The sequence below is a fragment of the Bartonella sp. B23 genome, assembly GCF_053793815.1.
Genome location: NZ_CP200033.1, coordinates 906,345 through 923,290 on the forward strand (window position 1 = coordinate 906,345; position 16,946 = coordinate 923,290).

9 protein-coding genes, 1 tRNA gene and 2 pseudogenes are annotated in these 16,946 nt (G+C 35.0%); 7 read left to right on the top strand and 5 right to left on the bottom strand.

The window, feature by feature from the left end:
* Positions 1–472: 472 nt before the first annotated feature.
* Both V4B17_RS04115 and V4B17_RS04120 read right to left on the bottom strand, forming a co-directional pair.
* Positions 473–745: a hypothetical protein gene (locus V4B17_RS04115; protein WP_455478946.1), complete on the bottom strand. Its 273-nt coding sequence runs from the start codon at positions 743–745 to the stop codon at positions 473–475.
* Entirely contained in the window at positions 739–3,114 is a 2,376-nt protein-coding gene (locus V4B17_RS04120; RefSeq protein WP_455478947.1) for a mechanosensitive ion channel domain-containing protein, read from the bottom strand. Before V4B17_RS04120 ends, V4B17_RS04115 begins: the two co-directional genes overlap by 7 nt.
* Positions 3,115–3,295: 181 nt before the next feature.
* On the opposite strand from V4B17_RS04120, the gene V4B17_RS04125 reads away from it, so the two are divergent.
* The 4 genes from V4B17_RS04125 (at position 3,296) to V4B17_RS04140 (ending at position 9,084) form a co-directional block, all read left to right on the top strand.
* Positions 3,296–3,670, top strand: coding sequence for a hypothetical protein (locus tag V4B17_RS04125; RefSeq protein WP_455478948.1), 375 nt, complete (start codon positions 3,296–3,298; stop codon positions 3,668–3,670).
* Positions 3,671–3,748: 78 nt separating this feature from the next.
* The gene (gene secD / locus V4B17_RS04130; protein ID WP_455478949.1) at positions 3,749–6,262 is read left to right on the top strand and encodes a protein translocase subunit SecD; all 2,514 of its coding nucleotides are present in this window, start codon (positions 3,749–3,751) and stop codon (positions 6,260–6,262) included.
* A 98-nt stretch (positions 6,263–6,360) separates the two neighbouring features.
* Positions 6,361–8,115, top strand: a complete 1,755-nt coding sequence (gene ybaL, locus V4B17_RS04135) for a YbaL family putative K(+) efflux transporter (protein ID WP_455478950.1) — start codon at positions 6,361–6,363, stop codon at positions 8,113–8,115.
* Positions 8,116–8,130: 15 nt separating this feature from the next.
* Positions 8,131–9,084 carry a lysylphosphatidylglycerol synthase transmembrane domain-containing protein gene (locus V4B17_RS04140; RefSeq protein ID WP_455478951.1) on the top strand — a complete coding sequence of 318 codons (954 nt, stop codon included), beginning with the start codon at positions 8,131–8,133 and terminating at the stop codon, positions 9,082–9,084.
* A gap of 509 nt (positions 9,085–9,593) precedes the next feature.
* Here the strand turns inward: V4B17_RS04140 and V4B17_RS04145 are convergent.
* A complete protein-coding gene (locus tag V4B17_RS04145) occupies positions 9,594–11,144 on the bottom strand; it encodes a TerC family protein (RefSeq protein WP_455478952.1) in 1,551 nt (516 codons plus the stop codon).
* A 464-nt stretch (positions 11,145–11,608) separates the two neighbouring features.
* Between V4B17_RS04145 and V4B17_RS04150 the strand changes: the two genes are divergently transcribed.
* Positions 11,609–11,684 (top strand) — tRNA-Lys (locus tag V4B17_RS04150).
* Positions 11,685–11,799: 115 nt separating this feature from the next.
* Here the strand turns inward: V4B17_RS04150 and V4B17_RS04155 are convergent.
* Together V4B17_RS04155 and V4B17_RS04160 are read right to left on the bottom strand one after the other, a co-directional pair.
* Positions 11,800–12,405: pseudogene (locus tag V4B17_RS04155) on the bottom strand (DNA adenine methylase); the annotation flags it as partial.
* Positions 12,406–12,419: 14 nt separating this feature from the next.
* Positions 12,420–12,584, bottom strand: a pseudogene (locus V4B17_RS04160) (phage tail protein); the annotation flags it as partial.
* Between the two features lie 504 nt (positions 12,585–13,088).
* Between V4B17_RS04160 and V4B17_RS04165 the strand changes: the two are divergent.
* Positions 13,089–13,214: a hypothetical protein gene (locus V4B17_RS04165; protein ID WP_455478953.1), complete on the top strand. Its 126-nt coding sequence runs from the start codon at positions 13,089–13,091 to the stop codon at positions 13,212–13,214.
* A gap of 1,271 nt (positions 13,215–14,485) precedes the next feature.
* Positions 14,486–15,886, top strand: coding sequence for an amino acid permease (locus V4B17_RS04170; protein WP_455478954.1), 1,401 nt, complete (start codon positions 14,486–14,488; stop codon positions 15,884–15,886).
* The last annotated feature ends 1,060 nt before the right edge of the window (positions 15,887–16,946 follow it).

Consider the following 16,946-nt stretch of genomic DNA (forward strand, 5'->3'; position numbering starts at 1 on the left):
TAATTAAAAGTATTATCAAATAAATTAATTTATATTAATATTTCATACACTTATATTAATATTTTATACATAAAATAGCTATAAGTATAAAATACATTTTGTTTTATTTTTTATGTAAATTATCGTACAAAAAATACATAATGTATTGTATGTTTCCTAGAATTTATTTAAAAAAACAGATATAATTGTTAGAAAAACACTATATAATAAATATTATTTTAAATATGTTATGGATAATACAACATGAATAATTAACTTGTATAAATAAATTAAATTTACTTATTGTAATTAACATAAAATAATAAAAATATTGCAGAAACATTTATGATGTTGTTACAATGATAGTACATGTTTCAAATTATGTGCATATTTATAAACATTACATTTTTATCTTTTACTTTTAATATTACTCTTATTCAATGCACATAATAGCAATATTAGTTGCTTATAAAGCTTACCTTATAGTATAATTTTATTTAAAAATTGCTCTACCATCACTGATTTCTATATTATCTTCTGCCTTTATTACAAAGCGGTCTTTGTTAGGAAAAGTGATAAAACATCCCTTCATACAAACTGTAACAGTTTGATGAGTATTCAACGAAATATTTAAAGGCACACTCCCTTCAACGATAATGAGAGATTGTACCTTTAAATCAGTGTTTTTTACAGTTGCTGCAAAAACTGTTACAGTCAAAATATTCAACAACGCAATCGTTATAAAAACATGGATACATTTTAGCACTCTAGGATTCCTTCTTCAACAAAACGCTTATATAGCACAAAGCGAAGAGTATTGGTTATCTTAAAAGGTGAAGTGATGTTAGGCACATAAATAGCCAAATTAAAGGAAAATTTTTTACTATCAAATGCAGTAAAACTCACTTGGGGAGCAGGATTTTTTAAAATTCCTTCTGTTGTAGAAGCAGTTTCTAGTAAAATTTCAACAACACGTTCTGGAGCAATATTGGAAGAAACAGCGATAGGGATATCAATCCGCCCCATTTTACTATGTCGAGTCCAATTACTGACATTGTTGTTGATGAGGCTTGAATTAGGAATAATAACTGTTTTACGCTGAAATGTTTCAAGTTCCGTCGCGCGAACACTGATACGTTTGACAATACCACCTACTGATCCAGCTTCTACATAATCGCCAAGTTTAAATGGTCTCCCAACCAAAATAATAAGCCCAGATACAAAATTTTGAACAATATTTTGTAATCCAAAACCTATACCAAGCGAAAGCCCACCAGCAATGAGAGCAAAATTTCTAAGATCAAAACCTGCCATCGACAATCCCATCAGAGCTGATAGAATAATACCAAGGTAACTTATAACCGTTTTGATAGAATTACGTACACCAGAATCGAATTCACCATGCGATAGTATCGTGCCATCTAGCCAACCGATAGCTTGACGAATAACGAAAAAACAAGCGAAAAAAACAACGATTCCTGTAACAATAGAAATCAAAGAAATAGATACATTTCCAATTTGAAAACCAGTCATCAAATGCCACAAAACTGCTCTCAAATCAGAGTAAGAAAATCCAAACTGTACGGCAATTGGCATTGCACAAAATACGACAACAAATAAATTGAGAAAAATACTTAAAACAATCCCCAATTGATTCATTGTTTTCTCTTCTAAATGGAACCGTTGCATCAAAGTATGACCAACACTTGTTTTCATAAATTGTCCTTTAGTTCCAATCATTTGTGAGCTTTTTATCCCCAAATACATTAAAACCAAAAATGCGCCCCAGATTATAACTTGCTGCATAATAAAACGCGCCAGGCCAACATAACCTAAAAAATTCATCACAACCAGAAATATTCCCAATATAATCAGAGGAATACGTATATAAAGTGGCCAAAAGTGTTGTTCTCTCTCTCCATCTTGAGAAGTTCCACGTCTAAACCATAAAGGCACAAATGAGATAAGAAACAGCAATATCGCGACAAGAAAAACAGCAATAAAACTTTTAGCAATTGTCAAAGAAAAAGAAGCCAAAACAACTTGATAAATACTATCGAAAACAGCATCAAGTGCCAAAACTCCACCTAAAAAAGTGATCAAAATCACTAATTGATATGATGCCAGCGGTGTAATATTGAGAATATGCACTTGTTTTATATTCGGTGATAACAGAACAACTGCTAAACGATTTATCAAAAAAACTAAGACAATTTGATATCCAAGCATATCAAATACCGTTGTGAGTTTGCCCAGATCCAAACCAAAACTATGGAACAAAAACAATACGAAATAAATATAAACAGCACACACAAGCGAAGGGAGAAGAACTGAAATAAAAGAAACCAATAAACATTGCAAATAAGATATTTCTCCATTCTCCTTGGTAAAATGATCGCGCACATGTACCAAAATTTTGCGAGAAAAATAAGAAAGTCCCAAAACAACAAAAAGTGGAATTAAGAAGGAAAGAATAAGATTTAATAATTTGAAATAAAATACAAAATTCCACCAAGAACTCAATAACAAACGAAAATCCGATGAAGCCTCTTTGGTTTTCTGGATGAGATGTGTAACTATCGACATCGAAAACTCAAATCTGTGCGTAAGTGTATATTTAAAAAATTCTCTAGATTGAGAAATAGCAAGTTCGGCCATTTTATTTGTGGCCAAAAAGATTTCTTCAAACCGAAGCACTATACTATTAATTTTAGCTTTTTTTTCCATCAAGTGAGAACGCTCCTCACTTGTTTTTTTCAAATTTTTTAAATCATCATGGAGCTCTGTTAATTGATCAAGAAGTGCATTAATATCATTAAGAGGAGCACGCAAAAAAAACGCTGCTTCTATGGCACGTTTATTGATATTTTGTGCACGTAACCGCAGTTCTACCAAAGCATGCTGATCTCCTGATTTTTTTTCAAAATCTTTTTCTAAACGTTCTGTGTTTTGTTCAAGATTCTTAACAATTAACTGTTGTTGTTGAATAATTTTATCAATTGAGTGAAAAGTGTTCCCTTGTCCAATTGTGGTATTTTGCGATTCAAGATGCCCCCATGCACACGAACTGAATACAACGGCAATCTCAAAAACAAAGAAAAATATGAGTGATTTTTTTTTAAAAAATGAATACATATCTGCCTTAGATGCATAAAGAAAAATCCACCCCTTTTTAAAAATATGGCATGGAATAAATATTTTCAACTTTTATAGAATAATCTTATAAAAGCTTTTCCTTATCCCATAATGCTGATAATAAGAGAAAAGATAATAGCTAAGTTTGTGGACTTAACAAGATTAAAGAAGGCGTTTTAGCATGCTTTTTTTGCACCTTTCTTGCAAAAAAGAAAATTTTCTCTCTTTTACAGCCTGGATTCTTCTGTCCAGTTTTGGCATATTGTTGACAAACAATCTAGGAACAAGAGCCTATTCAATCAAACAATCACAAGCAGATAATATAGTTGAAACGAATACCCTCGATTCACAAAACAAACGTAATCAGTTAAATGCTAAAACAACCAAAAACAAAAAGCTTGTAACACTTCATAAAGATTCTGTATTGCCCCTCAGCATTTTGCAAAATATCTCGATGTTGGATCTCTTTTTAATAACGACCACATTCGTTTGTTCAGAGCTTGAGAACCTACAAACACAATATTTTTCAGATAAACGTGCTCCTCCTTTTGCTTGAATCTTAAATTGTGAGATTATTATCCTGTCTCACCTTTAATTTTAATAACTCTTAAATTTCCTATCAGTGGAATATATCATGCGCACACCCGGTTGGTTAACTACTCTTTATTGTTTGATCATTTTAAGCAGCATTTACATCGCCTTGCCTAATTTATTCTCGCAAGAACAAGTTAAAAACTTAAAATTCTTACCCGACACCCGAGTAACACTTGGGCTTGATCTTCAAGGAGGCTCTTCCCTCTTACTTGAGGTCGACAGCAAAACACTAAAACGCGACCAACTGCACACGGTTTTAAGCAATGTGCGCAACACGCTACGCGAAAAACAAATCCGTACATCGAGTATTCGCATCCTCGAAGACAGTATAATTGCAATTATTTCTGATCCAACACAAAATGAAAAAGCTGTCACTGCTTTGAAAACATTAATCACTCCTGTATATAGCAGCTTTGGTGCTACAACCGATGATATCACTATTAGTGCTCAAAATGAAACTATCCGTGTCGTATTAACTGAAGCTGGTATAAAGGATCGTGTGAACAGTGCTATTGAACAAAGCTTAGAAATCATACGTCGCCGTATAGATCAAGTTGGTATTACTGAACCTGCTATACAAAAAGTCGGAACTGATCGTATTATGGTTCAATTGCCGGGTTTACAAGACCCGAAGCAGCTACGTGATCTTTTAGGAACAACTGCTAAGATGACCTTTCATTTGGTGCCCTCTAATGTAGATATAAATAACCCACCCGTAGGTGTTTCAATTCTCCCCGGATATACAGAGGAAACACAACGCTACGCGATTTATGATCAAGTCGCCTTAGATGGAAATGTTCTGACAGATGCCCGCGCAGGTTTTGACCCGCAAATACCTGGACGTTCTATTATTTCATTTACTTTAAATTCCGCTGGTGCAAAAATGTTTGCGGAAATAACGCGACAAAACATTAATCGCCCTTTCGCAATCGTTCTTGATAACAAAGTTTTGACTGCTCCTACTATTAATAGTGTTATTCCCAATGGACAGGGTCAAATTACAGGAAGCTTTGGCCCTAAAGAAGCCTCAACTCTAGCAGCTCTCCTGCGCGCTGGTTCCTTGCCAGCACCACTAACCGTGATTGAAGAGAGAACTGTGGGTCCAAATCTTGGTGCTGACGCCATCCAGATGGGGTTTTACACCGGCATAATAGGCTTTGCTCTTGTTACAGTTTTTATTTTTCTTTTATACAGACTGTGGGGTATCATTGCAAATATAGCGCTAGCACTACATACTATTTTAACATTTGCTACACTTAGTCTTCTGGGTGCGACACTCACATTACCAGGTATTGCTGGTATTATTTTAGGCATTGGTATCGCCGTTGATGCCAACATTCTCATCAATGAGCGCATCCGTGAAGAAAGTCGAAAAAGTGTCAGTGCCTTTGCAGCCTTAGATCGCGGTTTTAAACACGCTTTCGCAACCATTGTTGATGCTAATGTTACTGCAATTATTGCAACTATTTTACTGTTCTGGTTTGGCACCGGTCCTATTCGCGGTTTTGCTGTAACAATGCTGCTTGGTATTATCATTTCTATGTTCACAAATGTTACGATTGTGCGTATCATGATGACTTGGGTAATACGTAAATGGAAAATTAAAACTCTGCATCTTCATTCTATTTTCAACATCATCCCACAAAATACAAATTTCCATTTTATGAAAGCACGATTCGTTGGAATTGGCGTCTCAATTATTTTATCGCTAGCTTCAGCTTTTCTGTTTTTTAAGCCTGGCTTGAATTTTGGAATTGATTTCATCGGTGGTAGCCAAATGAGTATTACCATAAAAGTACCAGCAAACTTAGCTAGCTTGCGCTCTAAGCTTTCAACTCTCAATATTGGTGAAATTACCCTGCAAAATATGGATAATGCAAACACTGTGCTGATTCGTATACAGAAACAAAATGGCAGTGAAGCACAACAAATTAGCGCTATTGATAAAGTGAAAACAGCGGTACAAAACATCTATCCGGATGCCACATTCGATCAAATAGAGGTTGTTGGACCAAAAATTTCAGGTGAGCTTGCTACAGCTGCTTTTACCGCTGTTATTCTGGCGGCCATTGCTATGTCTCTCTACATATGGTTACGTTTCGAATGGTTTTTTGCAGTTGGAGCAATTGTAACACTCATTCTAGATACTACGAAAATGGTTGGTTTTTTCGCTTTATTTCAATTTGATTTCAATTTAACAGCCATCGCTGCTCTTCTAACAATTGTTGGTTATTCTATAAATGATAAGGTTGTTGTCTATGATCGAATGCGTGAAAATATGCGCCTTTATAAAAAAATGCCCCTGCGCGAACTCATTGATCTCTCAATTAACCAAGTTCTTGTCCGTTGTTTCTTTACATCGGCTACCACAGTTCTCGCTATGCTCCCTATGGCGATATGGGGTGGAAGTGCTGTCCATAATTTTGCAGTACCTATGGTCTTTGGGATTGTTATTGCAACATCATCCTCTATTTTTATTGCCGCACCCATTTTACTCTTGCTAGGAAATTGGTGGCATAAACGAAATAATTGTATAAATACAAAAGCAAAATGAAAATGCCATTCTCATATAATAGGTTTCCTCTTTTTTCTCATAAGAAATACGTTCATTTCAACCCATTCATTTTTTAACAACAAAGCCATAAATAGTCCATGCTCCATGATACACCACTGATTACAACTATTGTTTCCGGTTTATGTTTAGCATTTCTTTTAGGAATGATTGCAAGCCGTTTGCGTATCTCACCTCTTGTGGGATACCTATTGGCTGGTGTTATCGTGGGACCCAATACAGGCGGATTTAGGATAGATTCCGTTATTATTAACCAACTCGCAGAAATTGGGATCATTTTATTGATGTTTGGTGTTGGACTCCATTTTTCATTAAAAGACCTTCTATCTGTGAGAGCTGTTGCTATCCCCGCTGCTATTGCACAGATGATATTTTCTACTTTTCTTGGCTTGTGCCTTGGTTTGATCATGGGATGGGGATTTAGTGGTAGTTTAATCTTCGGTTCAGCTTTATCAATTGCAAGCACTGTCATCCTTCTGCGTGCTTTGCAAGAACGCCACCTTATTAAAACAGAAAAAGGACGCATTGCTGTCGGATGGCTGATTATTGAAGATTTAGCAATGGTTCTTATTCTTGTTCTCATACCATCACTGGCAAATGTCCTTAGCAGTGCAAAAAAGGAAGCGATTGATCCTCTTGTTCAATGGTTAGATTTAAGTATTTGGGGAATTTTTGGTCTCACAATCTTGAAAGTTATCATATTTATCGCTCTTATGCTCATTATTGGTCGGCGTGTTATCCCGTGGTTATTAAAAATGAGTGCACAATCAGGATCACGCGAATTATTTCGTCTTAGTGTCTTTGCCATTGCATTAGGAGTGGCCTTCGGAGCAGCTCATCTATTTGGTGTTTCTCTTTCTCTTGGTGCTTTTTTTGCAGGCATGGTGATGAGCGAATCAGAATTGAGCCATCATGCAGCAGAAGAATCCTTACCACTACGAGACGCATTTTCTGTTCTCTTTTTTGTTTCTGTAGGTATGTTATTTGATCCAGGAAAATTATTGACTCATTTTTTTCCTCTCCTAGCAACATTGTTTATTATTGTATTGGGAAAATCTGTTGCTGCCTTTTTCATCGTTAAAGCTTTTCGCTATTCTAATGCAACAGCTTTAACTATTTCTGCAAGCCTTGCCCAAATCGGAGAATTTTCTTTTATCCTTGCAGGTTTAAGTTTGAACTTAGGACTTTTAAACAACGATGCCCATGATTTAATTCTTGGAGGTGCGATTCTTTCTATTTTGCTCAATCCCCTTGTTTTCTTAGCCTGTAATAAAATTAAAAAACATCTAGAAAAGGTTTCTGAAAATTTACACGATATAGAAAAAATTATTGACATTGATCCACAAGATCTCGATCAAGAATTTTTACAAATGACCTTAAAGACCAACCATATCGTGATTATTGGCTACGGTTGTATTGGTAAATGTGTTGCACTATCTTTAAAAGATAGAAAAAAAAACTTAGTGATAGTAGAAGAATCAAAACGCCTCGCTGATCAAGCAATTGCAGATGGTTTCGAGGTCATTTGCGGCAATATTATTCAACAAGAAATAATGAATGCAGCAAATATAAACAATGCACACAAAGTTGTTATTACAATGCGAGGTACCATTGAAGTAGGAGAGTGTATAGTGAATATACGTGATACAAGAAAAAATATCCAAATAATCACGCATGCACTATCCGACGTAGAAACGTCTTATCTCATTGATTTAGGTGCAGATATTGTAGTAACCGATGATGAAGAAATTGCCAATGGTGTTATCGAGCATATAACGGAGCAGAGGCCTGTAAAAAATATGCAAAATCATGAATTAAATTTACAAAAAACATAAAATGGATAAAGAAGCGTGAAAATAAAGCAGTTTATATGGCCATTTATTGGTGTCTTAGCAATGCTGATATCTATCCGCATTCTTTATATAAAGCTTTCTGCGATTTCTTTTAATGAAGTATTGGAACGCTTGAACAGTTTAAATGGACAACATTGGCTGTTAGCCTGTTTGTGTTCTCTTTTAGCTTATGCCACTCTTGCGGGATATGATCGAATTGCTTTACAGCATCTTGGCCATAAAATTTCTTGGATTTTTATCGCTATATGTTCGTTTACGACCTATGCCCTTTCGCACAATATAGGTGCTTCGGTTTTTTCTGGTGCAGTCGTGCGCTACCGCGCTTATAAAATGAAAGGATTAAGTGGAACTGAAATCGCAATATTAGTAGGTTTTTGCTCTTTTACATTTGTGGTAGGTACAATCTTACTTTTTGGGATCGTTTTGATTCTGCAACCCGAAATTATCACGCTCATTCATGATGATCTTCCTGGATGGCTTGGAACAACAGTTGGTGCAATTTTGCTCAGCTGTATAGCACTTTATGTTTTTGGTAGCTGGCTTCAATTAAGACCCTTGCGCCTAGGTAAAAAAATTCAACTTTCTTATCCGCGACTAAAAATTGTCATTCAACAGCTTCTCATTAGCCCCCTAGAGCTTTTAGCAGCAGCAGGGATTATATATGCTGTTCTCCCTTACAATACAGATGTTCATTTTATTTCTGTGCTCGGTGTTTTCCTAGCATCTTTTACGATAACTCTTCTCTCCAATGCTCCAGCAGGAGGAGTTGGTGTTCTGGAAGCCTTATTCATAACAGGTATGCCCAATTTAAATCCAGCGGATGTTGTTGCAGCACTTATCGTATTCAGAATGTTTTATTTGATTATACCGTTCATCATTTCACTATTTGTTGTAGCAATTTTTGAAGCCCAACAATATTGGAAGCGAACTCCCAAAACACCACCTGAGTAAATAAAAAAAATCAGCATCTTCCTTTTTTTGTGGTGTGTAAAATGTAAAATAATGCAGCCATTAGTCTTTATTCATTTTTTTTATATTAAACTTTGAAACGCTCTTCTTTTTATAGAAACACCGCAATACAAAACATGGCAACATTTTATATTTCATTCTTCCTTCAAAAGGATGTTCATGAACCTATAAGATGAATTTCCATGCAGAAAAATAACCGCTTCTATAATCTCTAATTAACTTTCAGAATTGAATGTTAAAATTACCATTTTATAAAGTAATATACTCGATAAAAATGCAAAAATAATGCACATGCAACCATTATTTCTGATAATTAATGATTATTATTACAAATAATTCTGTATCATTTTCTCTTCCTAGCAAATTATTAATAAAAGTCTTCATCTAGTGTGAAAATTTCCCTCTTTTAACCTAAAGACTCATTGCAATTCAATTTTTGCTTACTCCGTGTTTTATCCTCAACATAAATAAAAAAATAATACGCTTTTTTCTTACATGAGAGGAGAAATAAGGATTTTAGATACATTTCGACGATCCATCTCTATAACTTTAAAATGTAACCCATCAGCTTCAAAGCTTTCTCCTTCATTCGGCAAATGACCAAACCTCCAAAGCATAAACCCTGCTAGAGTCGTGTAACGATCTGCCTCATCAACAAGATTACGCCCAAGATAACCACTCAAACGGCGGATATCAGCATATCCTTCAACAAGAATACTTCCATTTTCAAGTTGTTCTGCAATCATGGGTTCTTCATCATCATCAGGAAAATCACCTGCAATGGCTTCAAGAATATCGGTTGGTGTTGCAATCCCTTCAAAAGATCCATGCTCATCAACAATAATTGCCAGTTGAATCGAAGAATTGCGTAATTGCTCCATCAATCGTAAGACGCTTGTATTTTCATGAACCACGAGGGGTTCTCGCATAGCTTTTTTCCAATTGATTTTTTTTCCCTCAGCCAAATTCAAAAGGAGATCTTTGGTCAAAGCAACACCAACAAATTCATCCACTTTTTCACGTGCAAGAATTAAGCGGCTATGTTTAACTTGTTGTAGTTCTTTACGCATTTCATTCTCATCGCTATTCAAATCCAACCACTCAATTTCATTGCGCGGAGACATTATAGAACGAACAGGACGATCAGCCAAATCGAGGACGCCACGGATCATCTCTTTTTCTTCAGGTCGAAATAACTCAGAAGCTGCTGCTTGTTCAGCAATAACATCCACAGTCTCGCCCAGATGACCGTCTTTATTTCCCCCTCCTAAGAGCCTTAAAACAGCATCAGCCGTTCGACCACGGAGATTATTTGTTGTAATCATCTTTTCACGATTACGACGTCCAATTTGATTAAAAGATTCAATGAGAACAGAAAAACCAATAGCAGCATACAAATACCCTTTTGGAATATGAAAACCAAATCCTTCAACAATAAGGGTAAAACCAATCATCATCAAAAAGCCAAGACAAAGGATGACAATAGTAGAATGACGATTAATAAAGCGCATAAGAGGACCAGATCCACACATCATCACCCCCATGGCAGCAATGACTGCTATATACATAACCACTGCTTGCTCTCTTGCAATCATACCTGTTGCAGTAATAATACTATCAAGGGAAAAAACGGCATCCAGTACCACGATTTGAATAATTACCTGCCAAAAGACAGCATAAGCAATGCCTGTCTTTCTTTCATGCGATATCCCTTCTAATCGTTCATGTAATTCTAATGTTCCTTTTGCTAGCAAAAAAGCCCCACCACCAATTAAAATAAGACTGTGCCAACTAAATACAAAAGAGGAGAATGAAAAAATTATCGTATCAAGATTCATCACCCATCCAATAACCGTAAGAAGAAACAGTCGCATAATGAGTGCCAAAGTGAGACCTATCAAGCGCGCACGATCACGCAAATGGATAGGCAATTTTTCAGCTAAAATTGCAACAAAAACGAGGTTGTCTATTCCTAAAACAATTTCGAGAAAAATTAACGTGACCAAGCCAAACCACGCGTGGGGATCAGTGATCCACTCCATTATAGTACACCTTTTAAAAACTTAAAAGTGCGCAATTGACAAAATAAATTCATGAGCTCCCATTCGCACAATTGATCAAGAATATTGTATGCAAAAAGACTGTGCTCAAAACAAGCGAAGGTAAAATATTACTTAAACGCATACGATTATTTATAAAATTTATACAAAAGAACACTAATCTACATTACTCACAACCATAAGAAGGTTTCTCTAAATTTTTCTCAAGTATCACGCCTGACGATCTTCCAACCATAGCTCCACACAACAATCGAAACACTCGTTTACAAAGCTCTTTATAATGAGTCTATTTTTATATAAGATCAAGGGGTCATATCATATTTTTAATCATACAGCCAATTTAGCTATAAATTTTGCTACTTTCATGTAAAAAATAATAAAACTATCTGGACATCCCCCTTTATGAGCATTATAGAACCGCTCATTCTCATCTTCTGAAAAGTTGTGGGTGATTAGCTCAGTCGGTAGAGCAGCTGACTCTTAATCAGCGGGTCGTGGGTTCGATCCCCTCATCACCCACCATTTCCTTTCATGATTAAATCTTGCTGCCTCATTTTGTACAGATTTATTTTTTTCACAGGGTTTTCAAAGTGGCTTTAAAGGATCTTCACAGGCCTTTCAAAGAGTCTTTTTTCTATTAAAAATCGCAATTTGTGATGATCAGTTCTTTAGCAATAGCATTATTTGAGCTGCCACATAAATAAGATGTGGTGACCTATTTTATATGGAATTGACTAAAGGTTTTCCGAATTTTTGGTACGTCATTTAAAGAAAGAAGAAACTTGCCCTTTAATTACGCAAGAATCGTAGCCATCACCTGATAATCTTCTCGTTTAAACAAATCCTTTCCATAATAATTCTCAGCACCCCAATAAGGCGGATCAAGGTAAAACAAAACGTTTTATTTATCATAGCGAAGAATAAAGTCTGACCAATCTGTATTTTCAATCGCAACCCTTGCCAAGCGCTGGCAAAGAAGCTCTAATGACGCTTCAACCTTAAAATAATTAAACCGTGCACCACAGCTCGTTTCAACGCCAAATGTGCGCTTTACCACCTTGCCGCTAAAACTTGACCGTTGCAAATACAAAAACCGAACAACACGCTCTAAATCGGTTAAATCCTTTTGCTCTTGCCGTGAGAGACGTTGAAATGCCTAACGGATGCTGATTTGGAACTTTAGCATATCCATAAAAGGCCGATAATGGCGTTGCAAAACTCTGAAAAAATTGATCACATCTCCCCTGAGCGATCAGGGATGACTTTAGGATCACTGCCATAGCCTGTAAACTGCAAGCTCGACGCCCTCCCAAAGCGTGCCATTGAAACCCATGTAGCTAAAAACTCCTCCTCAAACGATTAAAAATTGAGCCAATCGACATACAATTGATGTGGTCCTAGCATCATAAAGGGATCATTCATTCTGTCCCTCCATGGAGTGCATTGGCTTGTGCACGTTGAATCGCAGCACTAACGGACCGCCCTGTCGTAACAGGATCACGCGCACCATAAATATGCACCGTGACATTTTTGACTGTGTGTGATGGTGAAGCAGTCTTTGTCCCTTATCTATATGTTAGGAGCATGTTTGTCATGACTTCACGAAAATTGCACAATGGGTTGGACGGCTGTTTGCCCCCTCCAAGCCAATTTGACAAATGGAAAAGATCCGATAAATCAATACTGATAAGTCCATATATTGATGTAGATTGGCAAGGTTGATCACCTTTTTATCAAGCTTGGAGTACTCAGCCGTAATCTTTTTACAAGCGGGAGAGGAATAGCCGGCTTCAGATTGTTCACTGAAAATGATGCAAAAAAATAGCTCAACTTCGTGATAAAGGTAATAAAACCATCGACAATCCAATTGGCAAACTCCTGCTCTGCTTGTTTCATACCAACATTGAAATCCTTAGAGAGCTTTTCTTGAGAAAAAAAGATTCCTCTGAAGATATGGCGAAATTAGCAGTAAAGCTTTATAAAAACTTACAAGCACTTATTCAAAATATCAACAATATAGAAGAAGTAGAGGCAACTTCCCCTCTTCTTTAAACTGCATTTAAAACATCAAATAGAAGCTATACAAAATACGGCTCTATGCCCTTTTAAAATCAACAATCGATATAAAAATATTTTTTGCCTATTGAGTTATTTTTGACTAATTTTGGAGTTGATTTCATTTTTTTATTTATTTTTTTAAAGATGGTTCTTAAGCTTTCACAGACTTCTTTCATTTTTAACAGAAAATTCCAATTTTCGCTCTTTTTAGCTCTTTTTTATAATTTTAGATATCAAAATCCATTTTGAAAAAATGCGCATTTAATTATAAAAATTATACGTAAAAACAATAAATTACCACGTGTTTTTAATCAATACTACTTCTTCTCACTTAGTGCACAAACCAATATCAAATTACATGCATAATAAAAAAGAGAAGAAAATTTTGCATTTTCCTCTACAAAATGTGTCTTGTTATTTTTCTCTTTATCTATCAGAATTTCGATTTTTTTCTGGCGATTTTTTGGAAAAATTATCAAAAACCCTAACAAATATACCTACAGCTTTGTAATTAAATGAGCAAAAAGAACTTACTATGAAACTGTTACAACAAACATCTGTATTTACTTCTTAAAAGAACTTTTCTTTCCTAATTTAAACCATATGAAAATAAATCTCTTTATAATCTATTCAAAAAAGACACTACAAATACATTGTATTTCTCTATCATCCTCTAAAGATCTTCTACATGACTAATCCGATTCTCTCGTAAGACTTTACCCAGTGGTATGAACGTCTGAATGGAATTCTTATCACTGACCTTGCACAAAAGAAAATAGCGATTTTTCATTTATGGTACAAAATAAAAATTATTGTAAAAATCGCTTTATATTTCTTGTCATAAAAACAATTTCTTAAGTGATATTTTAATTACACGATCTACCTAAATGAAAAAAAATATTTTTTCATTATAAGATCTATGAAAACTACAGTCTTATTATACGAATATGTTTTGCTATGATCCATAAGTATTTTCTTACAACTGTTTGAAATATCTTAAAAATAATTTAAATAACAATACTAAATATTTGTATCAACCATTTATCAATCGCCTCATCTAAAATTTAAAACTCTGCATTCAAATTTTATATTATTTTGGAGTGGAGTCGTTTATTCTTATCAGTTTCCTATGCTTTCCCTTTTTCCACATGAAATCATAAAAAATGTTTTTCTCCTTTACGACTCACTCATATCATGCTTCGATACATAGGTTACTTTTCTCAATGTAATTTGAATCTTAAATAATTAAAGGGAACCTTCAAAAAATGAACTACAAACAAAATTTAGAAGATGATCCTCGAAAGAAATTGCAACGGGGATTGGATAACCGTCACGTACAACTTATAGCTCTCGGTGGTGCCATTGGGACAGGACTCTTCATGGGATCAGGAAAAACAATTAGCGTAGCAGGCCCCTCTATTATACTCGTTTATGCTATTATCGGTTGCGCCTTATACTTTGTAATGCGTGCTATGGGAGAACTCTTGCTTTCTAATTCGCAATATCGATCTCTCATTGATTTTTCAACCGATATGCTGGGACCAGGAATTGCTTTTTTTGTTGGCTGGAGCTATTGGCTAAGCTGGGTTGTAACTGGAGCAGCAGATATTATCGCCATTATCACTTATATGCACTTTTGGTGGCCCGAACTCAATCCATGGACTGTTGTTTTTTCTTGCATTACTTTCTTTTTAATCTTTAATCTTTTCGCAGTAAAAATGTTCGGTGAACTTGAATTTTGGTTTGGTCTTATCAAAATTGTAGCGATTTTAGTATTAATCATTATAGGATTTTATATGATCGTTACTGGTTTTACCTCTCCCAATGGTACTGTTGCCTCTCTCAGCCACATATGGAACAATGGAAACATATTTCCTCTGGGAATCGCAGGTTTTTTTGCTGGATTTCAAATTGCTATTTTTTCTTTTGTTGGTATAGAAATTGCCGGAACAACCGCAGCTGAAGTTAAAGATCCTAAAACAGTTCTGCCGAAAGCAATTAATGCAATACCGGTTCGTATTGTATTTTTTTATATCTTTTCTCTTATTGTAATTATGTCCATAACTCCTTGGGATCAAGTGCTTCTAGATAGAAGTCCCTTTGTTGAAATGTTTTGGCTTGCTGGCATTCCGATAGCTGCTGGTTTGGTGAATTTTGTTGTCCTAACATCTGCCGCCTCTTCTGCAAATAGTGGTATTTTTTCTACCAGTCGCATGATATACGGGCTTGCAACGCAAAAAGGAGCACCTCGTATTTTTGGAAAACTTTCCAAATATCATGTCCCAGCCAACGCCCTATTCTTTTCTTGCTTGTGTATTTTATTAGGGTACACAATCACATCACTATCCCCAAGTATCATAAGTGCTTTTACAATTGTGACCAGTATTTCAGCTATTGCGTTTTTATTCGTATGGTCTGTAATTTTAGTTAGCTATATTGTGTATCGTCGCAATCACCCAAAACTGCATGCTGAATCTGTCTATAAAATGCCAGGAGGTGTTGTCGCATGCTGGGCTGTTCTAGCTTTTTTTGCTTTTATGCTCTATTTGTTGACATTAGAATCTGATACCTTCACGGCTCTTAAATATAGTTTAGCATGGTTTGCTTTCTTAGGAATAGCGTATTTTATCTTTCTAAGGAAAAAAACAGCTCAAGATAACAAATAAAACCTACACGTAAAAAGCATGTTAAAAGGGTAAGAAGTTACCCTTCTTATATGTGAGACATTGAATTTTCAAATAAAATCTTCTACGGAAATCGACAAGATTTTTTATTTGCAGAAGCACTAGCACTTATACGGAGCAGTATAAAACAAAATTTTTCAAAACTTCCTCTTAGAGCTGAAAAGCGCATTAAACAATCAAAAAACACAGATTTACAAATACCTACAGCAAAAGAGTAATAAAAGCCTTTTTTATTGTAGGATAAGATTTATTTTTTTGCTTTTTCAAAAATGACTTTTCGAAATTTTAAAAATATAAAAAATCTTAAAAACTTTTCAAAGACCTCTCAAATCATTTTCTCTTTTTTACCAATTTCTACAAAAGTAAAAAAAATCATAAATACACTTCATTTCTCTACCATATCTTGGAAAAGATTCTATATAATCAACATGAAATTCTCACAAGTTTTTATCCAAGCTGAACATAATTCTTGTTCACAATTTCAGAATAAAAAATCCCACCGTATTTCTCATTTTCTTTGTGAAAAAGAAAAGAAATCTCTCCCGTTTATACCACTAAATAAAAATAAATAACCGTGAATAAATCTTGCATTCCAATTAACAACATAGGCATATTGGAATAGAAAATACCCTTCTAAAAATTAATAGTGGAATTTTTCTCTCTATTTCTATCCTCTACTGTAATTATAATAATTCATAGAGAAATCATTTCAAAATTTCTTACCGTATTTTTTTAAAGAGGATAGCAATCCTAAACTCTATCTGAAAAATCAAAACTCCGCCGCCCGCCATAACATCCAAAATAATCATTACACCTAATTATGGAGGATAAGCATAATGTAAACACATTATTTCACCTCAAACTGTTCTCATCCACCTATCGATAATCCAAGTGATCTCTCACAAAAATTTAGCAGCTCAAGAGTAATTGTCTAATTAATCATAGTATGCTTTCTCATAGCCATCACAGCTATACTTAAAAACTCCGCACTTAAATTTCTATTCCGTTATTTTTCAGTAAAATAGCATACCCCCGTTCATTT